The organism is Streptomyces mutabilis (assembly GCF_014649815.1).
Classification (GTDB): domain Bacteria; phylum Actinomycetota; class Actinomycetes; order Streptomycetales; family Streptomycetaceae; genus Streptomyces; species Streptomyces mutabilis.
In genome coordinates this window covers 1-13,614 of record NZ_BMTT01000036.1, presented here as the reverse complement: position 1 = coordinate 13,614, position 13,614 = coordinate 1, and the positions used below count along the sequence as shown (strand labels likewise).

14 protein-coding genes and 1 pseudogene are annotated in these 13,614 nt (G+C 70.0%); 7 read left to right on the top strand and 8 right to left on the bottom strand.

Features of this window, described 5'->3' with window-relative positions; translation table 11 throughout:
- Positions 1-8 precede the first annotated feature (8 nt).
- Positions 9-3,521 (top strand): helicase associated domain-containing protein, encoded by a 3,513-nt coding sequence (locus tag IE142_RS33545; RefSeq protein ID WP_191889226.1) that lies wholly within the window; start codon positions 9-11, stop codon positions 3,519-3,521.
- A 10-nt stretch (positions 3,522-3,531) separates the two neighbouring features.
- Here the strand turns inward: IE142_RS33545 and IE142_RS33540 are convergent, their stop codons facing one another.
- The 3 genes from IE142_RS33540 to IE142_RS33530 form a co-directional block, all read right to left on the bottom strand.
- Positions 3,532-3,960 carry a DEAD/DEAH box helicase family protein gene (locus tag IE142_RS33540; protein WP_381788535.1) on the bottom strand — a complete coding sequence of 143 codons (429 nt, stop codon included), beginning with the start codon at positions 3,958-3,960 and terminating at the stop codon, positions 3,532-3,534.
- A 153-nt stretch (positions 3,961-4,113) separates the two neighbouring features.
- Positions 4,114-4,410 carry a hypothetical protein gene (locus IE142_RS33535; protein WP_191889225.1) on the bottom strand — a complete coding sequence of 99 codons (297 nt, stop codon included), beginning with the start codon at positions 4,408-4,410 and terminating at the stop codon, positions 4,114-4,116.
- The gene (locus IE142_RS33530; protein WP_229831141.1) at positions 4,407-4,604 is read right to left on the bottom strand and encodes a toxin-antitoxin system HicB family antitoxin; all 198 of its coding nucleotides are present in this window, start codon (positions 4,602-4,604) and stop codon (positions 4,407-4,409) included. Before IE142_RS33530 ends, IE142_RS33535 begins: the two co-directional genes overlap by 4 nt.
- 1,354 nt (positions 4,605-5,958) lie before the next feature.
- Between IE142_RS33530 and IE142_RS33525 the strand changes: the two genes are divergently transcribed.
- From IE142_RS33525 to IE142_RS33510, 4 genes are all read left to right on the top strand, one after another.
- Complete coding sequence (locus IE142_RS33525; RefSeq protein ID WP_191889224.1) at positions 5,959-7,182, top strand: helix-turn-helix domain-containing protein; 1,224 nt, start codon at positions 5,959-5,961, stop codon at positions 7,180-7,182.
- A gap of 360 nt (positions 7,183-7,542) precedes the next feature.
- Positions 7,543-8,154, top strand: a complete 612-nt coding sequence (locus tag IE142_RS33520; RefSeq protein WP_191889223.1) for a superantigen-like protein SSL4 — start codon at positions 7,543-7,545, stop codon at positions 8,152-8,154.
- A gap of 107 nt (positions 8,155-8,261) precedes the next feature.
- Complete coding sequence (locus IE142_RS37160) at positions 8,262-8,765, top strand: hypothetical protein (protein WP_229831139.1); 504 nt, start codon at positions 8,262-8,264, stop codon at positions 8,763-8,765.
- Between the two features lie 682 nt (positions 8,766-9,447).
- Positions 9,448-10,107, top strand: a complete 660-nt coding sequence (locus tag IE142_RS33510; RefSeq protein WP_191889222.1) for an HNH endonuclease family protein — start codon at positions 9,448-9,450, stop codon at positions 10,105-10,107.
- 91 nt (positions 10,108-10,198) lie between these two features.
- Here IE142_RS33510 and IE142_RS33505 read toward each other — a convergent pair.
- Positions 10,199-10,695: pseudogene (locus tag IE142_RS33505) on the bottom strand (lamin tail domain-containing protein).
- 193 nt (positions 10,696-10,888) lie between these two features.
- Between IE142_RS33505 and IE142_RS33500 the strand changes: the two are divergent.
- Positions 10,889-11,119 carry a DUF6207 family protein gene (locus IE142_RS33500; protein WP_191889221.1) on the top strand — a complete coding sequence of 77 codons (231 nt, stop codon included), beginning with the start codon at positions 10,889-10,891 and terminating at the stop codon, positions 11,117-11,119.
- A gap of 48 nt (positions 11,120-11,167) precedes the next feature.
- Here the strand turns inward: IE142_RS33500 and IE142_RS33495 are convergent, their stop codons facing one another.
- The 4 genes from IE142_RS33495 to IE142_RS33480 form a co-directional block, all read right to left on the bottom strand.
- On the bottom strand, positions 11,168-12,151 hold the full coding sequence (locus IE142_RS33495) for an ATP-dependent DNA ligase (protein ID WP_191889220.1): 984 nt from the start codon (positions 12,149-12,151) through the stop codon (positions 11,168-11,170).
- 65 nt (positions 12,152-12,216) lie between these two features.
- Positions 12,217-12,426 (bottom strand): hypothetical protein, encoded by a 210-nt coding sequence (locus IE142_RS33490; RefSeq protein ID WP_229831136.1) that lies wholly within the window; start codon positions 12,424-12,426, stop codon positions 12,217-12,219.
- Between the two features lie 153 nt (positions 12,427-12,579).
- The gene (locus IE142_RS33485; protein ID WP_078855160.1) at positions 12,580-12,771 is read right to left on the bottom strand and encodes a hypothetical protein; all 192 of its coding nucleotides are present in this window, start codon (positions 12,769-12,771) and stop codon (positions 12,580-12,582) included.
- Positions 12,768-13,148 (bottom strand): hypothetical protein, encoded by a 381-nt coding sequence (locus tag IE142_RS33480; protein WP_191889218.1) that lies wholly within the window; start codon positions 13,146-13,148, stop codon positions 12,768-12,770. The genes IE142_RS33485 and IE142_RS33480 overlap by 4 nt, the downstream gene beginning before the upstream one ends.
- Positions 13,149-13,216: 68 nt before the next feature.
- Here IE142_RS33480 and IE142_RS33475 point away from each other — a divergent pair, with 68 nt between their 5' ends.
- Positions 13,217-13,555, top strand: coding sequence for a DUF6233 domain-containing protein (locus tag IE142_RS33475; RefSeq protein ID WP_191889217.1), 339 nt, complete (start codon positions 13,217-13,219; stop codon positions 13,553-13,555).
- The last annotated feature ends 59 nt before the right edge of the window (positions 13,556-13,614 follow it).

Genomic DNA, 13,614 nt, shown 5'->3' with positions numbered 1-13,614 from the left:
GAGCGGCGGTGACGAAGACCACCAGCGGGCAGCAGACGCAGCCACTACAGCCCGATCAGCCCGAGCTCTCCGGGCACGCAGGGGCTTTGGGTGCGGTGCGGGTAGCGCCGCTGCACGGTGAGACGACGCTGTCCTACATGAGCCGAGTCGCCTCCCGCTACCGGCTCACGGCCAGAGAACTCATCGGCGCACTCGTGGACGTGGGACGGCGTCCCAACCTCTTCACCGTGCGGCCCGACGGTGAAGTCGTCTTCAACGCCGAGGCCCGGGCGGTGGTCGCCGCCTTCTGCCGCATGCCCGAAGAACACCTGCGCCATGCCCTACCGGCCTGGGACCGGGAGGTTCCCTCGAGCAGACTGGGGATCGGGCCGGCCGCCTGGGTCCGCACCGCAGCCACGATCCCGCCGACCGGCCCCGGATGCCGGGCCTGCACCGCGACCGCCACACGAGGCCGGGAACAGGCACGCTGCTACCTCCAGCCGCACGCACGGGTCTGCGTCAAGCACCAGTGCTGGATGCTCGAAGCCCCCGTCATCGACGAAACGACGGCGGGCCCCGGGCAGCTGGACGTGCGGTGTGTGCCGCAGATCGCAGCGGCCCAGCGCCGTCACGCAAGGCTGCTGCGGCGCAGCCCGCACGCCGGCGAAGCGTTCGCCGTGGCGCAGGCGGTTACAGCGTCGTGGTGGGACAAGGCCTGGCCGGAAGAGACCCTCTGGCCCGACCGGCTGCGGCTGATGACTCACGCAGGCGGCCTCGCCTGGCGCGCAGCGGCGCGGGATGCGGTGACCTATCCGGAAGCCGTCATGCTGGCCACGGCCCTGGCCGATGCGGGGGTGCAGCAGCAGCTGCTCGACGAGGCGGGCCGGCATCAACCGCACTCGCTCGCCGACGTCCCGCGGTTCATCGGCGAACTGGCCCGGCGTCTTGAGCGGCCGTGGATCGCCGGCCGCCTCGCTGCGGTCACGACAGGGCCGCTGAACGCCTGGGTGCGCGCCTGCGTCCGCAGCCAAGCCGGGCACAGACCGAAGACGCGGAACATGTGGCGCATCTCCCCGCCACACCGGCCCACCCTGGTTTCCCATCTCCTGGCGGAAAGCAGTGACCGGGGCGAGACACCCGTGCAGCGCGAGCCCGCGTCGCTCCCAGACAGCGCCGAAGACGCGGCCCGGGGGTTCGCGCGTGGGCTGCGCCATGCTCGTACCTACGCCGCCGAGCACGGCCACCTGTGCGCGCCCAACACAGTGCAGATGGAAGGTTTCGCCGTCGGCCTGTGGCTCGCCAACCAGCGCGCCGCAGGACCCGAACTCGCTCCCGAACGCGCCGCCGCCCTCGACGCCCTCGACCCGTGGTGGAACCCGCCCTGGAACCTGTGGTGGCAGCGCATCTACCACCGTGCTCAAGCACACGTCCGAGCAGGACAGCCCCTGGCTCCCGACCTCGGATTCCCCGACACACCTGAGGGTCTTGGAGAGTGGCTGTATGACCAGTGCGCCGACTACCACCAGCTCCATCCGCAGCAGCAACGCCTCCTCACCGACATCGGCATCACACCGGAGCGAGCACGCGCAGCAAAGCCTCGGCGCAAGGACATCAAAGCTGTCCGCCACACCGCGCTGGATCACGCCCGCGCCTACGCCGCCCAGCACGGCCACCTGTGCGCCCCCACCTCAGCCAGCCAGGGCGGCTTCACGGTCGGCAAGTGGCTGCACAGTCAACGGGTACGTGCCCGGCGCGGCCAGCTCGACTCGGTACTGAACCGGACGCTGACCGACATCGACCCCTGGTGGAACCCGCCCTGGCCCACCGACTGGCAGCGCGAGCACCACCATGCTCACGCCGCTGTCACGGCTGGCGCTCTCCCAGACCCCGAAGCCGGATTCCGTAACTTCGACGACCGCACCGGTCAGTGGCTGTATGCCCAGTGCGTCACCTTCACCGTGCTCCGACCCGGCCAGCAGGAACTCATGGCTCTGCTCGGCATCACTGAACCCGTAGCGGGCAGCGCCGTGCCCAACCCGGCCACCCGGCATCCCGCGATGGAGACAGGGCTGCACTACGCCCGGGCCTGGGCAGCCGAGCACGGCACCCTCGACCTGCCCCGCACCGTTCGCCACGGCGGCTTCCCCCTCGGCCGCTGGCTCGCCAGACAACGGCATCAAGCCAACCTCCACCGCGACCTCTTCGACACCCCCTGGCCGCACGAGGAGCACCTCGCCCCTAGCGACCCGTACTGGAACCCGCCCTGGGGCATGAAATGGCAACGCCGCTACCAAGCCGCCCGCACACAACTCACCCTCGGCCAAAACCTCGCCCCCGAGGAGGGCTTCCCCGGCACACCGGACTGGACCGGGCAGTGGCTGTACAACCAGTGCGCCGTCTACGACGAGCTCCACCCCCGCCAGCGGCAACTACTCGCCGATCTCGGCCTCACTGCCGAAGGCGCCCGCACCGCCCAGCCCCGCCGCATCCCCCAGGCCACGGCCTTCGCCGTCGGCCTGGTCCACGCCACGTCATGGGCTGGCCAGCACGGCCACCTCACAGTCACCGCAGACACTCTCCACGACGGCTACCCGCTGGGCAGATGGCTCGTCCACCAGCGCAAACGCGCCGCCCGCGGACGGCTCCCGGACGACCGCGCGCAGGCCCTGGCGGCACTGGACCCTTGGTGGAACCCACCCTGGCCAATGCGCTGGCAGCAAGCCCTGCACACCGCACGCGCCCACACCACCGGCCGCTGCCTGGCGACCACGGCCGACCTCGACACACTCCCGTCGGTGACAGCGAAATGGCTGTTCACCCAGTGCTCCAGTTACGACAGCCTCCACCCCGGGCAGCAACAGCTGCTCGCCGAGATCGGCCTCACCGGCGAACACGCCCACGCCTTGGCCCCACCACCGAAGCCTTCTCAACCGCCCTGCTCTGTCCGCCCCCGCCTGAAGAACCCGCCCTCATCCCTCAACGCCGGCCTGCCCTACGCCCGGGCCTGGGCCGCCCAGCACGGCAACCTCACCTCAGCCGGTTACCGCACCGAACACGATGGCTTCCCCCTTGGATGGTGGCTGTACAAACAACGCCGAGCCGCCCACGACCACCTGAAACGAACCGGGAACCCCTGGCTTCACGACACACAGCTCACCGCGCTCGACCCGTGGTGGAACCCTCCCTGGCGGGTCACCTGGAACCACAGCTGGCACCAAGCCCACACCCACCACAGTGCCGGCCAACCCTTCCCCAACCAGACCATCAAATGGATCCGCACCCAGCAGCGCGCCTGGACTCAGCTCCACCCCCACCAACAACACCTCATGACCACCATCGGCATCCACGGCCCCACACCCCTATGCCGCTATAACAGCCGCCCAGCAATCCTGACCGACCAGCCAACAGAACTGATCAACACCCACGAGACCAATCCAGAGCAGGAAAGCCGCAGCTCACAAGCCCGCCCAGGCCCGGCCCGCAAGCAACGCCACACACCCCGCCAGCACCCACCACACCGCCGAACCCAACCAGCCAACTGATCAGCCCAGCTCAACCCTCCGGCCACCGATCAGAAAGAACGAACCACGACACCAGTCCCAGGGAGGCGTAGGTGGCGAAGACGGTGACCTTGTCGAACGGCCGCACCCACGCGGTCAGCTCCCGCACGTCGGTGGTGCTGGGGAAGGCCGCGTTCTCGCCGCGCAGCGAGGAGACGCCGATCATCGGGCCGGTGCGGCCGGCCTCGCGCCAGGCCGCCTCTGTCTGCGCCAGCAGGTCCAGCGAGGGCACCAGCACCAGCACGCGGCCCGCCCGCAGTTCGTGCGCGCTCTGCGCGGCCACCAGGGTCTTGCCCGAGCCGGTCGCCATGACGACCTGCGTGCGCAGCCCACGCTCGAGGACGGTACCGGCCGCAGGCACCTCAAGGGCGGCCCGTACGGCGTCGACAGCCTCACGCTGGTGGGGGCGGAGTTTCGTCATGAGCGGTCCTTTGCGGTGCCGGGAAATGTGAGGGTAGGCGGAGTCCGCGACAGGGCTCCCGTTCTCGCGTACAAAGCCAACCCGCGCGGCGTCTTCGCCGACATGCGAGAGCCCCGGCCCACTGCTGGAGCAGGGCCGGGGCTGCGCGAGTGGCTACAGGTCCTGGACGGCGCGCAGGGCGGCGTCCACGCGGGCCATCGCCGCGGCGTCGACGGGGCCGAGGAGCTTGGCGCCGTCGAACCGGTCGACACGCAGTTGCGCGATGTTGACAGCGACTGCGGTGCACGGGAGCGGGTCGCCGATGACGACGGACATAGCGGTGTCGGGGTAGCGGCCGCTGTCGTGCAGCACGATCACGAGGACCGCGCCGTAGGCCTCTTCCAGGCCGGTCAGGCTGATGATCAGGACGTTGCGGCCGTCAGGGAGCGACCAGATTTCCCCACGGTTCACAGGGTGTCGCCCTCGCCCGCCAGGTCGTCGCCGAGGCCGAGCGTAGCCAGCTGCTTCGCGGCGTCGAGGGTGGCGGCGCGACGGGCGGCGCGCACGACGTACGCGTTCACGCTCAGACCGGCCTCGGACGCGGCAGCCCGGATCGAGGGAGCGACGTCGTCCGGAACGCGAAGGGTCATCGTGGTGACAGACATGGTTGCAGCATAGCCACCGCATTGTGGTGGCGTAAGAAGGTTGCGGAACAGATGCGCCCGCAAGCGAGGAAGACAGCAGCAGCGCACCCGCCCGCGCCTTACCCCACGGAGCACCCCCGCATCCGCGGGGGTGTCCCGGCGATCGACGGCCTGATGGCGGCCGGGCAGCGGTCCTCCCCGCCGACGCGGGGGTGTTCCACTGTGCGCGACCGCGTTCGAGGACGTGTGGTCGTCCTCCCCGCTGACGCGGGGGTGTTCCGATGCCGCGGTAGTCGCCGAAGTCCTCGCGCCACTCCCTCCACTTCGGCTGGTCCAGGACCGCCTCGGATTCGGCAATGCCGGCGCCTTCGAGGAACACGGCCAGGTCGTGGTCGCTGTACGCGGTGCCGAAAATCTCGCTCCGTCCGTGACGGTGCACCGTGACCCGTCGGCCCGCCCGCCCGTACGGGACGGACGGTGCACGACGATCGGCGCACTGCTCGCCCCTCCAGCCTGGCCCCGCCCGGGCCGGGCGGCGAGCCAGGCCAGCAGGCCGGCCAAGGAGCAAACGGGCTGCACCGGCCTCCTGAGGTCAGGCGAGGGGGACCCAGGGGTCCGGGTTGGCCGGGGAACTCGGGCGAGTCCGGAGGCTCACGAGCAGGTTACGACCTGCATATATGCATCTTGGCCTGCCGTCGGTAGATACCAAGATCGTTGATCGCGCGAGGTCGGTCTTCGGAAAAAGGTGCGAAAACCAGGCTGTTTACCCGCGCATCCCCGACGAAAGTGTCCGATCGGTCCCCAATCGTGCTGCAGATGGGGGCATTTGACCGAATGGCGCTAGGCAGAGGGTGTCACTACTGTCACGGAGCGCGAACCCGCGCTTTCCAGGACCCGGGTTCGCGCTCCACAGCTACTCGATCTAGGAGAAGCCTTATGCCTGAATCCCCCCGTCGAGCGCGGGATCAAACGCCTGTGGCGTCGGCCCGCGCATGACCATAACAAAGCGGGTGTCAGTGGCGACACGCCCGGCAACACTGAGGCAACGCCTGACAACACCTCCCCGCCGCAGCGTGCCGGCGCTGTCGGCGCGATGCCTTCCCTGGTCTTCATCCCCGACTCTCCCGACGTCGCGGCACTGGCAACGGTGCTGGTCTCGGTAGTGGTGTGGGCGGTCTTGGCGTGGTGGACACGGCGTGGCGAGCGCTGGATGTCCTGACCGCCGCAGAGGCGGCCGGCGGCCGCCTTCTGTCGTGACCATGCCGTTTGTTTTCGACGAAACGGACGCATGGGCACCGCTCTACGTCACGCTTCCCGGGCGGCGATCCCCATTTCGTCGCCCGGGAGATTCACCGAAAAGGGAGATATTTCCGCGATGGGGAACACGTTCTCGCGTCCCACGTGCATGCAGTGCGGCAAGCCGCGTCGTTTTCAGGCCACCGGCCGTCCGGGCGAGTACTGCTCCACCCGGTGCCGTCAGGCCGCGTACCGGCAGCGGCAGGCGGCCGCGGCTCCGCCCGACACTGAGCAGTTCGACCAGGCCTTACGGTTCCGGCTCCAGGAGATCACCCGCACCGCGCGGGACCTTCTCCTCGCACTCGAACAACCGGATGTGCCTGCCCAGGAGTTGCTGGCGCCCATGGTCCACCTGCAGGTCCTGTCCGAGCGCCTGGCCCCGGACATGGTGGCCCGCACGAAACTGCGGGGCGCCTCCTGGGAGCAGATCGCCGCGCCCCTGGGCATGAACAAGGACGCCGTCCGCAAGAAGTGGTCCCCGCCCCGCCGTACCGCCGGTACGCAGCAGCCGCTCAGACCTTCCAGGCCGCCGGCCACCCCGCCACCGGGCAGCGCGCCCGCCCGCCGTCCCGCGGCGGACGGCGAGGACACCGGACCTGCCTCCCCCACCGCTCGGGGCGCTGCCTCCGCCGCCCCCGGGGCACGTGCGTCCGACATCGGTGCCAAGGACCTGGCCACCGTCCTCAGCAGCCTCCAGCGCGCCTCGGGGCTGAGCCTGCGCGCGCTGGCCGCCCGCAGCAACCTGTCCGCCTCCTTCCTCTCCCGCGTGATGATCGGAGAACGCTTCCCCTCCTGGAAGAACGTCGCCGCGATAGCCCGCGCCTGCGGCGCGGACCCCGACGTCCTGCGCCAGGTCTGGGAAGCCTCGGCAGCACGCCGCGACAGCCCGCCACGCCCCGCCTCCCTCGCCGCCGCCCTGCGCTTTTTGCACCAGCGCGCCGGCAGCCCCGCCCCCTGGGCCATCGCCATCACCAGCGGCCACACCCTCGACCAGCACCACGTCACCGCCCTCCTCGCCGGCACCGCCACCGCCGACTGGGAAGACGTCCAACGCCTCATCCAGGTCCTGGACGGAGAACCCTCTTACTTCCTCCCCCTCTGGCAAGCCGAGACCGCCCGCACCACCCCTCCCCCACCGTCCCCGGCCGCACCCGCGAAAAGCACACCCGCGCCGCCCGGCCACCGCGCCGAGGAACTCCTCACCGCCTTCAGCAGCGCCCTCGCCCCACCACTGCGCACCCCCACCCCCCGCCGCGCCCTCGCCGTCCCCATCCCCGGCGTCACCCCATGGACCAGCCACTGACCCCGTGCGCCCAGGGGCCAGAGGGCGACGACGTCGATGGAACACATCACACATTAGGCCGACAACCGGACGTCTGGCTGCGCTGCTACCTCGGCCTCGCCAGCCCCTCATGCGCCTGATCATCCCAGCAGCCTCTGGTGAGCGAGCACTGTCTTTACGTACGCCCGACAGCGCAGCTCTCCACCGCCCGGGCCACTGCCGGTGTCCGCGTAAGCCACCAGCTCGCGGTCACACTGGAGTACCTCTTGCTCAAATCATGCTCAGAGAAGACCCACTGTGCTGGTTGTGCACGTGCTGCTACGCCTAGTGTTCGGGTCACTCGATCGCCACGGGGGCGATCCACCAGAATTTGGTGGCTTCATGAGCAGAGCCCGCATATCTAGAAAAGTGCTGGCCCTTACCTGCCTGACTGCTGTTGCCGGACTGACCACCGGCGGAACCGCAGTCGCTGAGGAGCCGTCACCGACGGCCACAGACAGCATCGTCGTCGACACCGCTCCGCCGCCGGTGCCGGAGGAGACCGACCTAATCGAAGGCGCTCCCACCGGTGAGGCCCCGGCGCCGACGTCATCGCCCGCGCCGGATCCCTCCGCGGAGGACGACGAAATCGACCTGCCAACGTCCAAGCCGAGCGCCACTCTGGACGCGAGGCCCTGCGAACCGGGCTACCGGTACACCCCCACCAGCAAGAGCAAGGACTATCACAAAGGTGTCGGCGCCGAGCAGGCCAACTACAACGGCACCTCGCGCACCGCGAAGTCGACCTTCACCTCCGAGGTGACCGGCAAGGTCGGCATCGCCTACACCGGCGAACTGAAGGTCGGGGCCTCGGTCGTGGTCGCCGAGATCGAGGGCAAGTTCAGCGTCAACGTGGCCGTGGAGCTTACGGCAAAACTGGGCAACACCATCGCCGTCGACACTCCGTCGAAGCGGACCACGCACGCACGCTACGGGGTGTACCGGCTCAAGTAGTCCTACGGCTACAACCAGTACGTGTACGCCAACTGCACCAAAGGCGTGAAGAAAAATGTAACCGTGTACACACCCCGCCGGACAGGCTGGGTGCTGTGGGAGACCAAGTGACAAACCGGCTCCGGACGGCCGTGCCGCTTCTCCTGCTGTTGACTCTTGCGGCAGGAGGCTGCAGCTCGGGCAACGAGACGGACGGCGCTCCCAAGGGGACGCCATCCAAGACGATGCCGGGCCCGCCGACCAGCGGCCGCGGCGCCACGCTGACGCCACCAAAGCTCGATCCCGCAGCCGGAGAGGTCATCGCCGGCCAGCACGGCGAAACCCGCGGCAACGCGAGCTTCTCCTATGACGCCGGCGCCCAGGGCAAGGCACTCATCGTCGCGGTCAGCTGCCTCGGTATGGGCACCGTCAAGATATCGGTACCCGTGCTGGGCACGGACTTCCCGCTCGAGTGCGGCACGGCAGAGCCCGCCGTGACCTACAACCAGCTCGCCATGACCGCCGCCCACAAGGCCGGCACCGTCCAGGTCACGGCCCCGACGAATACCACATGGGCTGTCACAGTCGGACGCGGCGATGCCGCCGAGCAGGAACCGCCCACAACGGGATGAGGTTCGCCCGTAGCTGGGCACAGTGACGGCCGGTCCGCCCCCTTCGGGCCGGCCGTCCAGTGTTCAGGTGAAGCCGTCGGTAGCGGCCGGCCGTCGACCTACACACCCGCGACAGGGCAGCCCAGCGCCCTCCCGACGAGAGCCACCTCCGAGACAACCCCGACGGTGTACCACTTTTCTGACCAGGCCTCGCCCTTGAAGACCGCTGACTCGAACCCGGCGTCGCATTCGAGGGTCGTCTTCATACTCCGGTGCTGTCCCGTGCGGGCGTCAGCCTGGACGGGGCGTGCTGCGCCCGCCGACCTCTTCCTCGATGAGCAGGACTCCATGCCATCGGCGTCGACCCCGGTGACACGAGGATGCCGCCGGCCCCGCGGCCATGAGCACGCATCCGTCCACGAGTGCCCGACCGCGAGGGGGTGAGCAGTTGCGGTGACGGGCGGCCCACGTCCGGGCACTTCCTGGGCCGCTCGTCGCCCCCACCCGCCCGCCATGGGCCAGGCGTTCGTTGCTCGACCAGCTGCGTCCTTGTCCTTCGCAGCCAGAGTCCCGGGGGCCGGGCTCGTTCCGCGGAGCAGCCACGGTCGCGTCGAGGGGAGGCGGTATGACCATTGCACTCACACGGGCGGCGCACTCGGTGAACCGCCGATAGCGCCCCTCCCCCGGCCGCTATCAACAGCTCATGCTCACCTCTGTACTGCGCGGTCTGGCCGCCGCCTCCCTCGCCGTCCTGCCGGTCGTCGCCTCCACGCCCGCCCATGCGGCCGAGACGCTTCCTGTCGCGGAAGCGGTCACGCGCCTGCCGGTCGATGCCGAGTCCCGCGACGGTTACGACCGTGACGCCTTCCGCCACTGGAACCGCGGGGACGATCCGGCCGACGGCTGCTCGACCCGCAACGAAGTCCTCCTCGCCGAGGCCGTCGAGCCGCCCACGGTGGGGCCCGGGTGCCGGCTGTCGGGCGGGCGCTGGTGGTCCTACTACGACCAGACATGGGTGACCTCGGCCTCCGGACTGGCCATCGACCACATGGTGCCGCTCGCGGAGAGCTGGGACAGCGGTGCATCGGCATGGACGGCCGAGCGGCGTGAGGCGTACGCAAACGATCAGGGGGCGGAGGCGTCGCTGGTGGCGGTCACGGCACGGTCGAACCGGTCCAAGGCCGATCAGGACCCGGCCCAGTGGCTGCCGCCGGCCGCCGAGGTGCACTGCCGGTACGTCGCCGAGTGGGTGGCCACGAAGCTGCGCTGGAATCTGAGCGCGGACGAGACGGAGGTGGCGGCGCTGCGGGAGGCGGCGGACGGCTGCCCGGAGCAGCAAGTGAGCTACGAGCCCGCCGCATAGCGTCCTTCTTGCCGCGGGCGGCGGGGGCGGGAATCGGAGCCGGCTGCCGGGCAGACGCCCGGCGGCCGGCTTCTTCAAGCGGGCGGCTCGGTCAGCCGTGGTAGGTGATGTAGCCGTTGCCGTCCTTGTCGTTGGCCTTCTTGGTGTACGAGTGGACGTCGGCGCGGGCGCCGCCGGGCTTGTAGAAGTAGATGGTGTCCTTGTCGTTGTTCCAGATGAAGTTGCAGTTCTGGCGGTAGGCGACGTTGCCCGCGTCGGAGTCGGTGCCGCGTCCGCCACGCAGGCTCACCTGGTCGCCGGGCTGCAGGGTGTGGTTCTTGGTGAAGGTAAAGCGGCGGCGTCCTTGACCTTGTAGCCCTTCAGGTTCACCGTCGCGGTCTTCGAGTAGTTCTTGATCGTCAGGTACTCGTTCTTCGTGTTGCCGCCCGAGCACTTGTTGGAGTCCCGGCCCGGAGCGTCGTACTGCACGCCCTTGATCTTCAGGGCCGAGGAGTACTCGGCTGCCTGCGCCGGAACAGCCCCGGCCAGGCCGAGCGCGGCAACGGCCGCCGTGGTCGCGGCAGCGGTCACAGTGCGCCTGATGCGCATGAGGAATCCCCCCTCAGTGGTGCCAATGGAGCGCACGGAGCCTACCGGACGTGATCACGACGTGACGTTCAAGTGAAGGAAATGTGATCGCGTTTCTGGCCGCTCGGGCATGTGCCGGCCTGCCGGGGACCCGCAGGGGTGAATGCGAAGCGGGAAGAGAACTGCCGGCCACAGCCGGGGCGTCGTGCCGGTCATGGAAGCGATCAACGATGTGCACGTGTCCGAGCCCGGCCTGGTCGTGGTCGACGTCGCCGCAGCCGACGACGAGACCGCGTTCGCCTTCCACACGGCGCTGGCCGCCCGGTGGGCGACGACGTCGGTGGAACGCACCACACGCGAGGCCGGACAACCAGGCGTCCGGCTGCGCTGCTACCTCGACCTGCGCCAGCCCGTCGCCGCTCCAGGTCACTCCGTCAGCTCCTGATGAGGAAACCCCAGTAGGTGCGCTTGGGACAGCGGCAGCACCTGACGGTCAGTCCCGACCTCCGAACTCGGGAACTTGCATCGGGTGCATCTCCGCTCGAACCCGGTGAAGGCGTACCGGGTGGCGCCACCGGCCGGCCCCGTCGCGGGCGACGTCCACAGCGACCTCCACCACCAGCTGCGGGTCGACGAGCGTGACCTCAAGGACGTCACGGCTGCCCCACCCGGCGGTGAACGTCCGCCCCGCCCACGGATGCTCGCCCACGGCCGGCGCCAGTGCTTCCGCGAGCGCGGCCGTCGCGGTGCGGGCGAGGGGGACGGTGCGGCCGGTGTAGCGCAGGCGGCCCGTGCCGTCGTAGCGACCGAGCAGCAGCGTGCGAGGCGCGGCGGGCGTGCCGGTGACGGCGCCGACGATGGCCTCGGTGGTGACACGGAGCTTGTACTTGCCCCACGCCCTGGCCCCCGCGCGGTACGGCTCCGAGAGTTTCTTGAAGCACAGCCCTTCCAGGCCGGCGGAGGTCCAGGTGAGCCAGTCCCGCGCGGTGGCGGGGTCAGTGGTCGAGGGGCACAGCGTGAACGGAGCGGTCAGGGGCGTGTCCGCGAACAGGGTCTCCAGGGCGGCCCGGCGCCGGGCGTAGGGCCAGGAGGTGAGGTCGGCGCCCTCCAGGCGTACGACGTCGAACACGACCAGGTGTGCGGGCCAGGCGCGCGCGGCCGCCAGGGCGCCGGCGCCGCGGCGGCGGGCCAGACGCTGCTGCAGCCGCTCGAACGCCAGCCGTTCGCCCTCCCACACCACCAGCTCGCCGTCCACGCCGGTGTCGGCGGGCAGCTGCGCGAGCGCGGCGTCGGCAATCTCGGGGAACGCGGCGGTCATGTCGGTGCCCTGCCGTGAGCGCAGCAGCACCCGCCCGTCGGCGTAGCGGGCGAGCTGTGCTCGGTAGCCGTCCCACTTAGGTTCGCCGGCGGCTCCGGGGGGCAGGTCGGGGCGGGCCACGGGCGTGGTGAGCATCGGGTCCGGCAGGGTCCAGGTCACGGCCGATGCCTTCCACGACGGCGGGCGCCGCGCGGCGGATTGCGCCGACCGGCGCAGGCCCGGGGTCAGCGGCTGGAATCGTTGATGCCGGAGACCAGCTCCCCCACGAAGTCCAGCACTCCCTGCCCGAACGCGGTCGGTGCGACGAGGATGCCGAAGACCAGGACGATCAGAACGGTCAGCTTCTCGTCGTTGCGGCTGCGCGCGTGAGTCCGTCGGCGCAGCCGCAGGACGATGATGACGGCCAGCAGCACAGCGACATTGATCGTCAGCACACAATCCCCCACCAGCCGCAGAGACATCCCCTGGTGAGGTTGTAGCCAGCACGCACCTCCGAGGCGGCTGCGTCGTACAAGGATGGCCGCATGTATCTGCCAGATCGGCCGGATCATCCCTCTTGCGGGGTGGAGGCCAGGCATCCGCACCAGTCAGTCGGCGCGCAGCTTCCTGCCCCACCGCTCGACGGCCTTGGCGTCGCAGTACTCGCACAGCGGGGAGCGGGCCCCGGAACCGTACTTGTGGGTCGGCCGTCGGCAGGAGGAGCAGGGGCCGATCTGGTCCCCGGGGCACGTGCGGGCGGATGTGTCCGGTTCGCTGGTGGGCGGTACAGGGGCGGTCATCGGGGTTCCTCGTCGTCCCGGCGGCCACGAACGGCCGCCTCGAACGAAGAATAGAACGTAATCCGCTCCGCCCCCGGCAGGCTGGCTTCCCGGGCCGCCGCCCGCAGGTCCGCGGCGATGCCCTCCAGCGTCGCCGGAAGACGGGAGCGCCGGCGGACCGCCATCCCGTGGTCCCAGCACAGATCCACCCAGCGCCATCCTGCTGCCGGGAAGGACACGATGCGGACCGTGGCCGCCCGGTCGCCGCACACCACACAGGCCCGCGGCGGCATCGCCTGGACGCGGGCAAGAATCTCCCGCCGTGCGGGCGGCGCCGGCGCCGCCTCCAGGCCGTCGGGCTCGATGCCGAGCCAGTCGAGCAGGTCGGCGGGCTCCATGGGTGCCTCTCCGTTTCACCCACCCCTGGATTGCTGCATGACCAGCAGCACTCTCTAGAATAGAACATGTGAACGATTCAGGTCCTACGCGGCTCACGCTGCTCCGCTTCCTGGAGCGGGTACAGCTGCGCGACCTGGAACGCACCCGCCGATGGATCACCGACGAAGAACGGCGCGAGGCCGAACGCCGACGCGGCGTCGAGGAGAAACCTGCCCCGCCCGACTGGCTCCTGGAGCGGGGCCTGAACGGCCACAGCCCGCCCGTCTACGTCCACGCCGGAGACTGCTGGAACGCGGGCAAGCGCAGCACGGGCATAGACCAGGAGCAGGCCCGGCGCGCCCTCGCAGACGGAGTCAAAGCCTGCCCGCACTGCCGACCGGACAGCGCGCTGCGCATGCTCGACTAGGACTTGTCCGGTCGATCAAGTTCGCAGCCAGATGACCAGGGCTGCTGCCATGGCGGTGC

What these genes read in the sequence shown, in the direction of transcription:
- IE142_RS33540 (WP_381788535.1), bottom strand. Translation starts at nt 3,960, where the DNA reads ATGACGAAACTCCGCCCCCACCAGCGTGAGGCTGTCGACGCCGTACGG.
- IE142_RS33530 (WP_229831141.1), bottom strand. Translation starts at nt 4,604, where the DNA reads ATGTCTGTCACCACGATGACCCTTCGCGTTCCGGACGACGTCGCTCCC.
- IE142_RS33525 (WP_191889224.1), top strand. Translation starts at nt 5,959, where the DNA reads ATGGGGAACACGTTCTCGCGTCCCACGTGCATGCAGTGCGGCAAGCCG.
- IE142_RS33520 (WP_191889223.1), top strand. Translation starts at nt 7,543, where the DNA reads ATGAGCAGAGCCCGCATATCTAGAAAAGTGCTGGCCCTTACCTGCCTG.
- IE142_RS33510 (WP_191889222.1), top strand. Translation starts at nt 9,448, where the DNA reads ATGCTCACCTCTGTACTGCGCGGTCTGGCCGCCGCCTCCCTCGCCGTC.
- IE142_RS33500 (WP_191889221.1), top strand. Translation starts at nt 10,889, where the DNA reads ATGGAAGCGATCAACGATGTGCACGTGTCCGAGCCCGGCCTGGTCGTG.
- IE142_RS33485 (WP_078855160.1), bottom strand. Translation starts at nt 12,771, where the DNA reads ATGACCGCCCCTGTACCGCCCACCAGCGAACCGGACACATCCGCCCGC.
- IE142_RS33480 (WP_191889218.1), bottom strand. Translation starts at nt 13,148, where the DNA reads ATGGAGCCCGCCGACCTGCTCGACTGGCTCGGCATCGAGCCCGACGGC.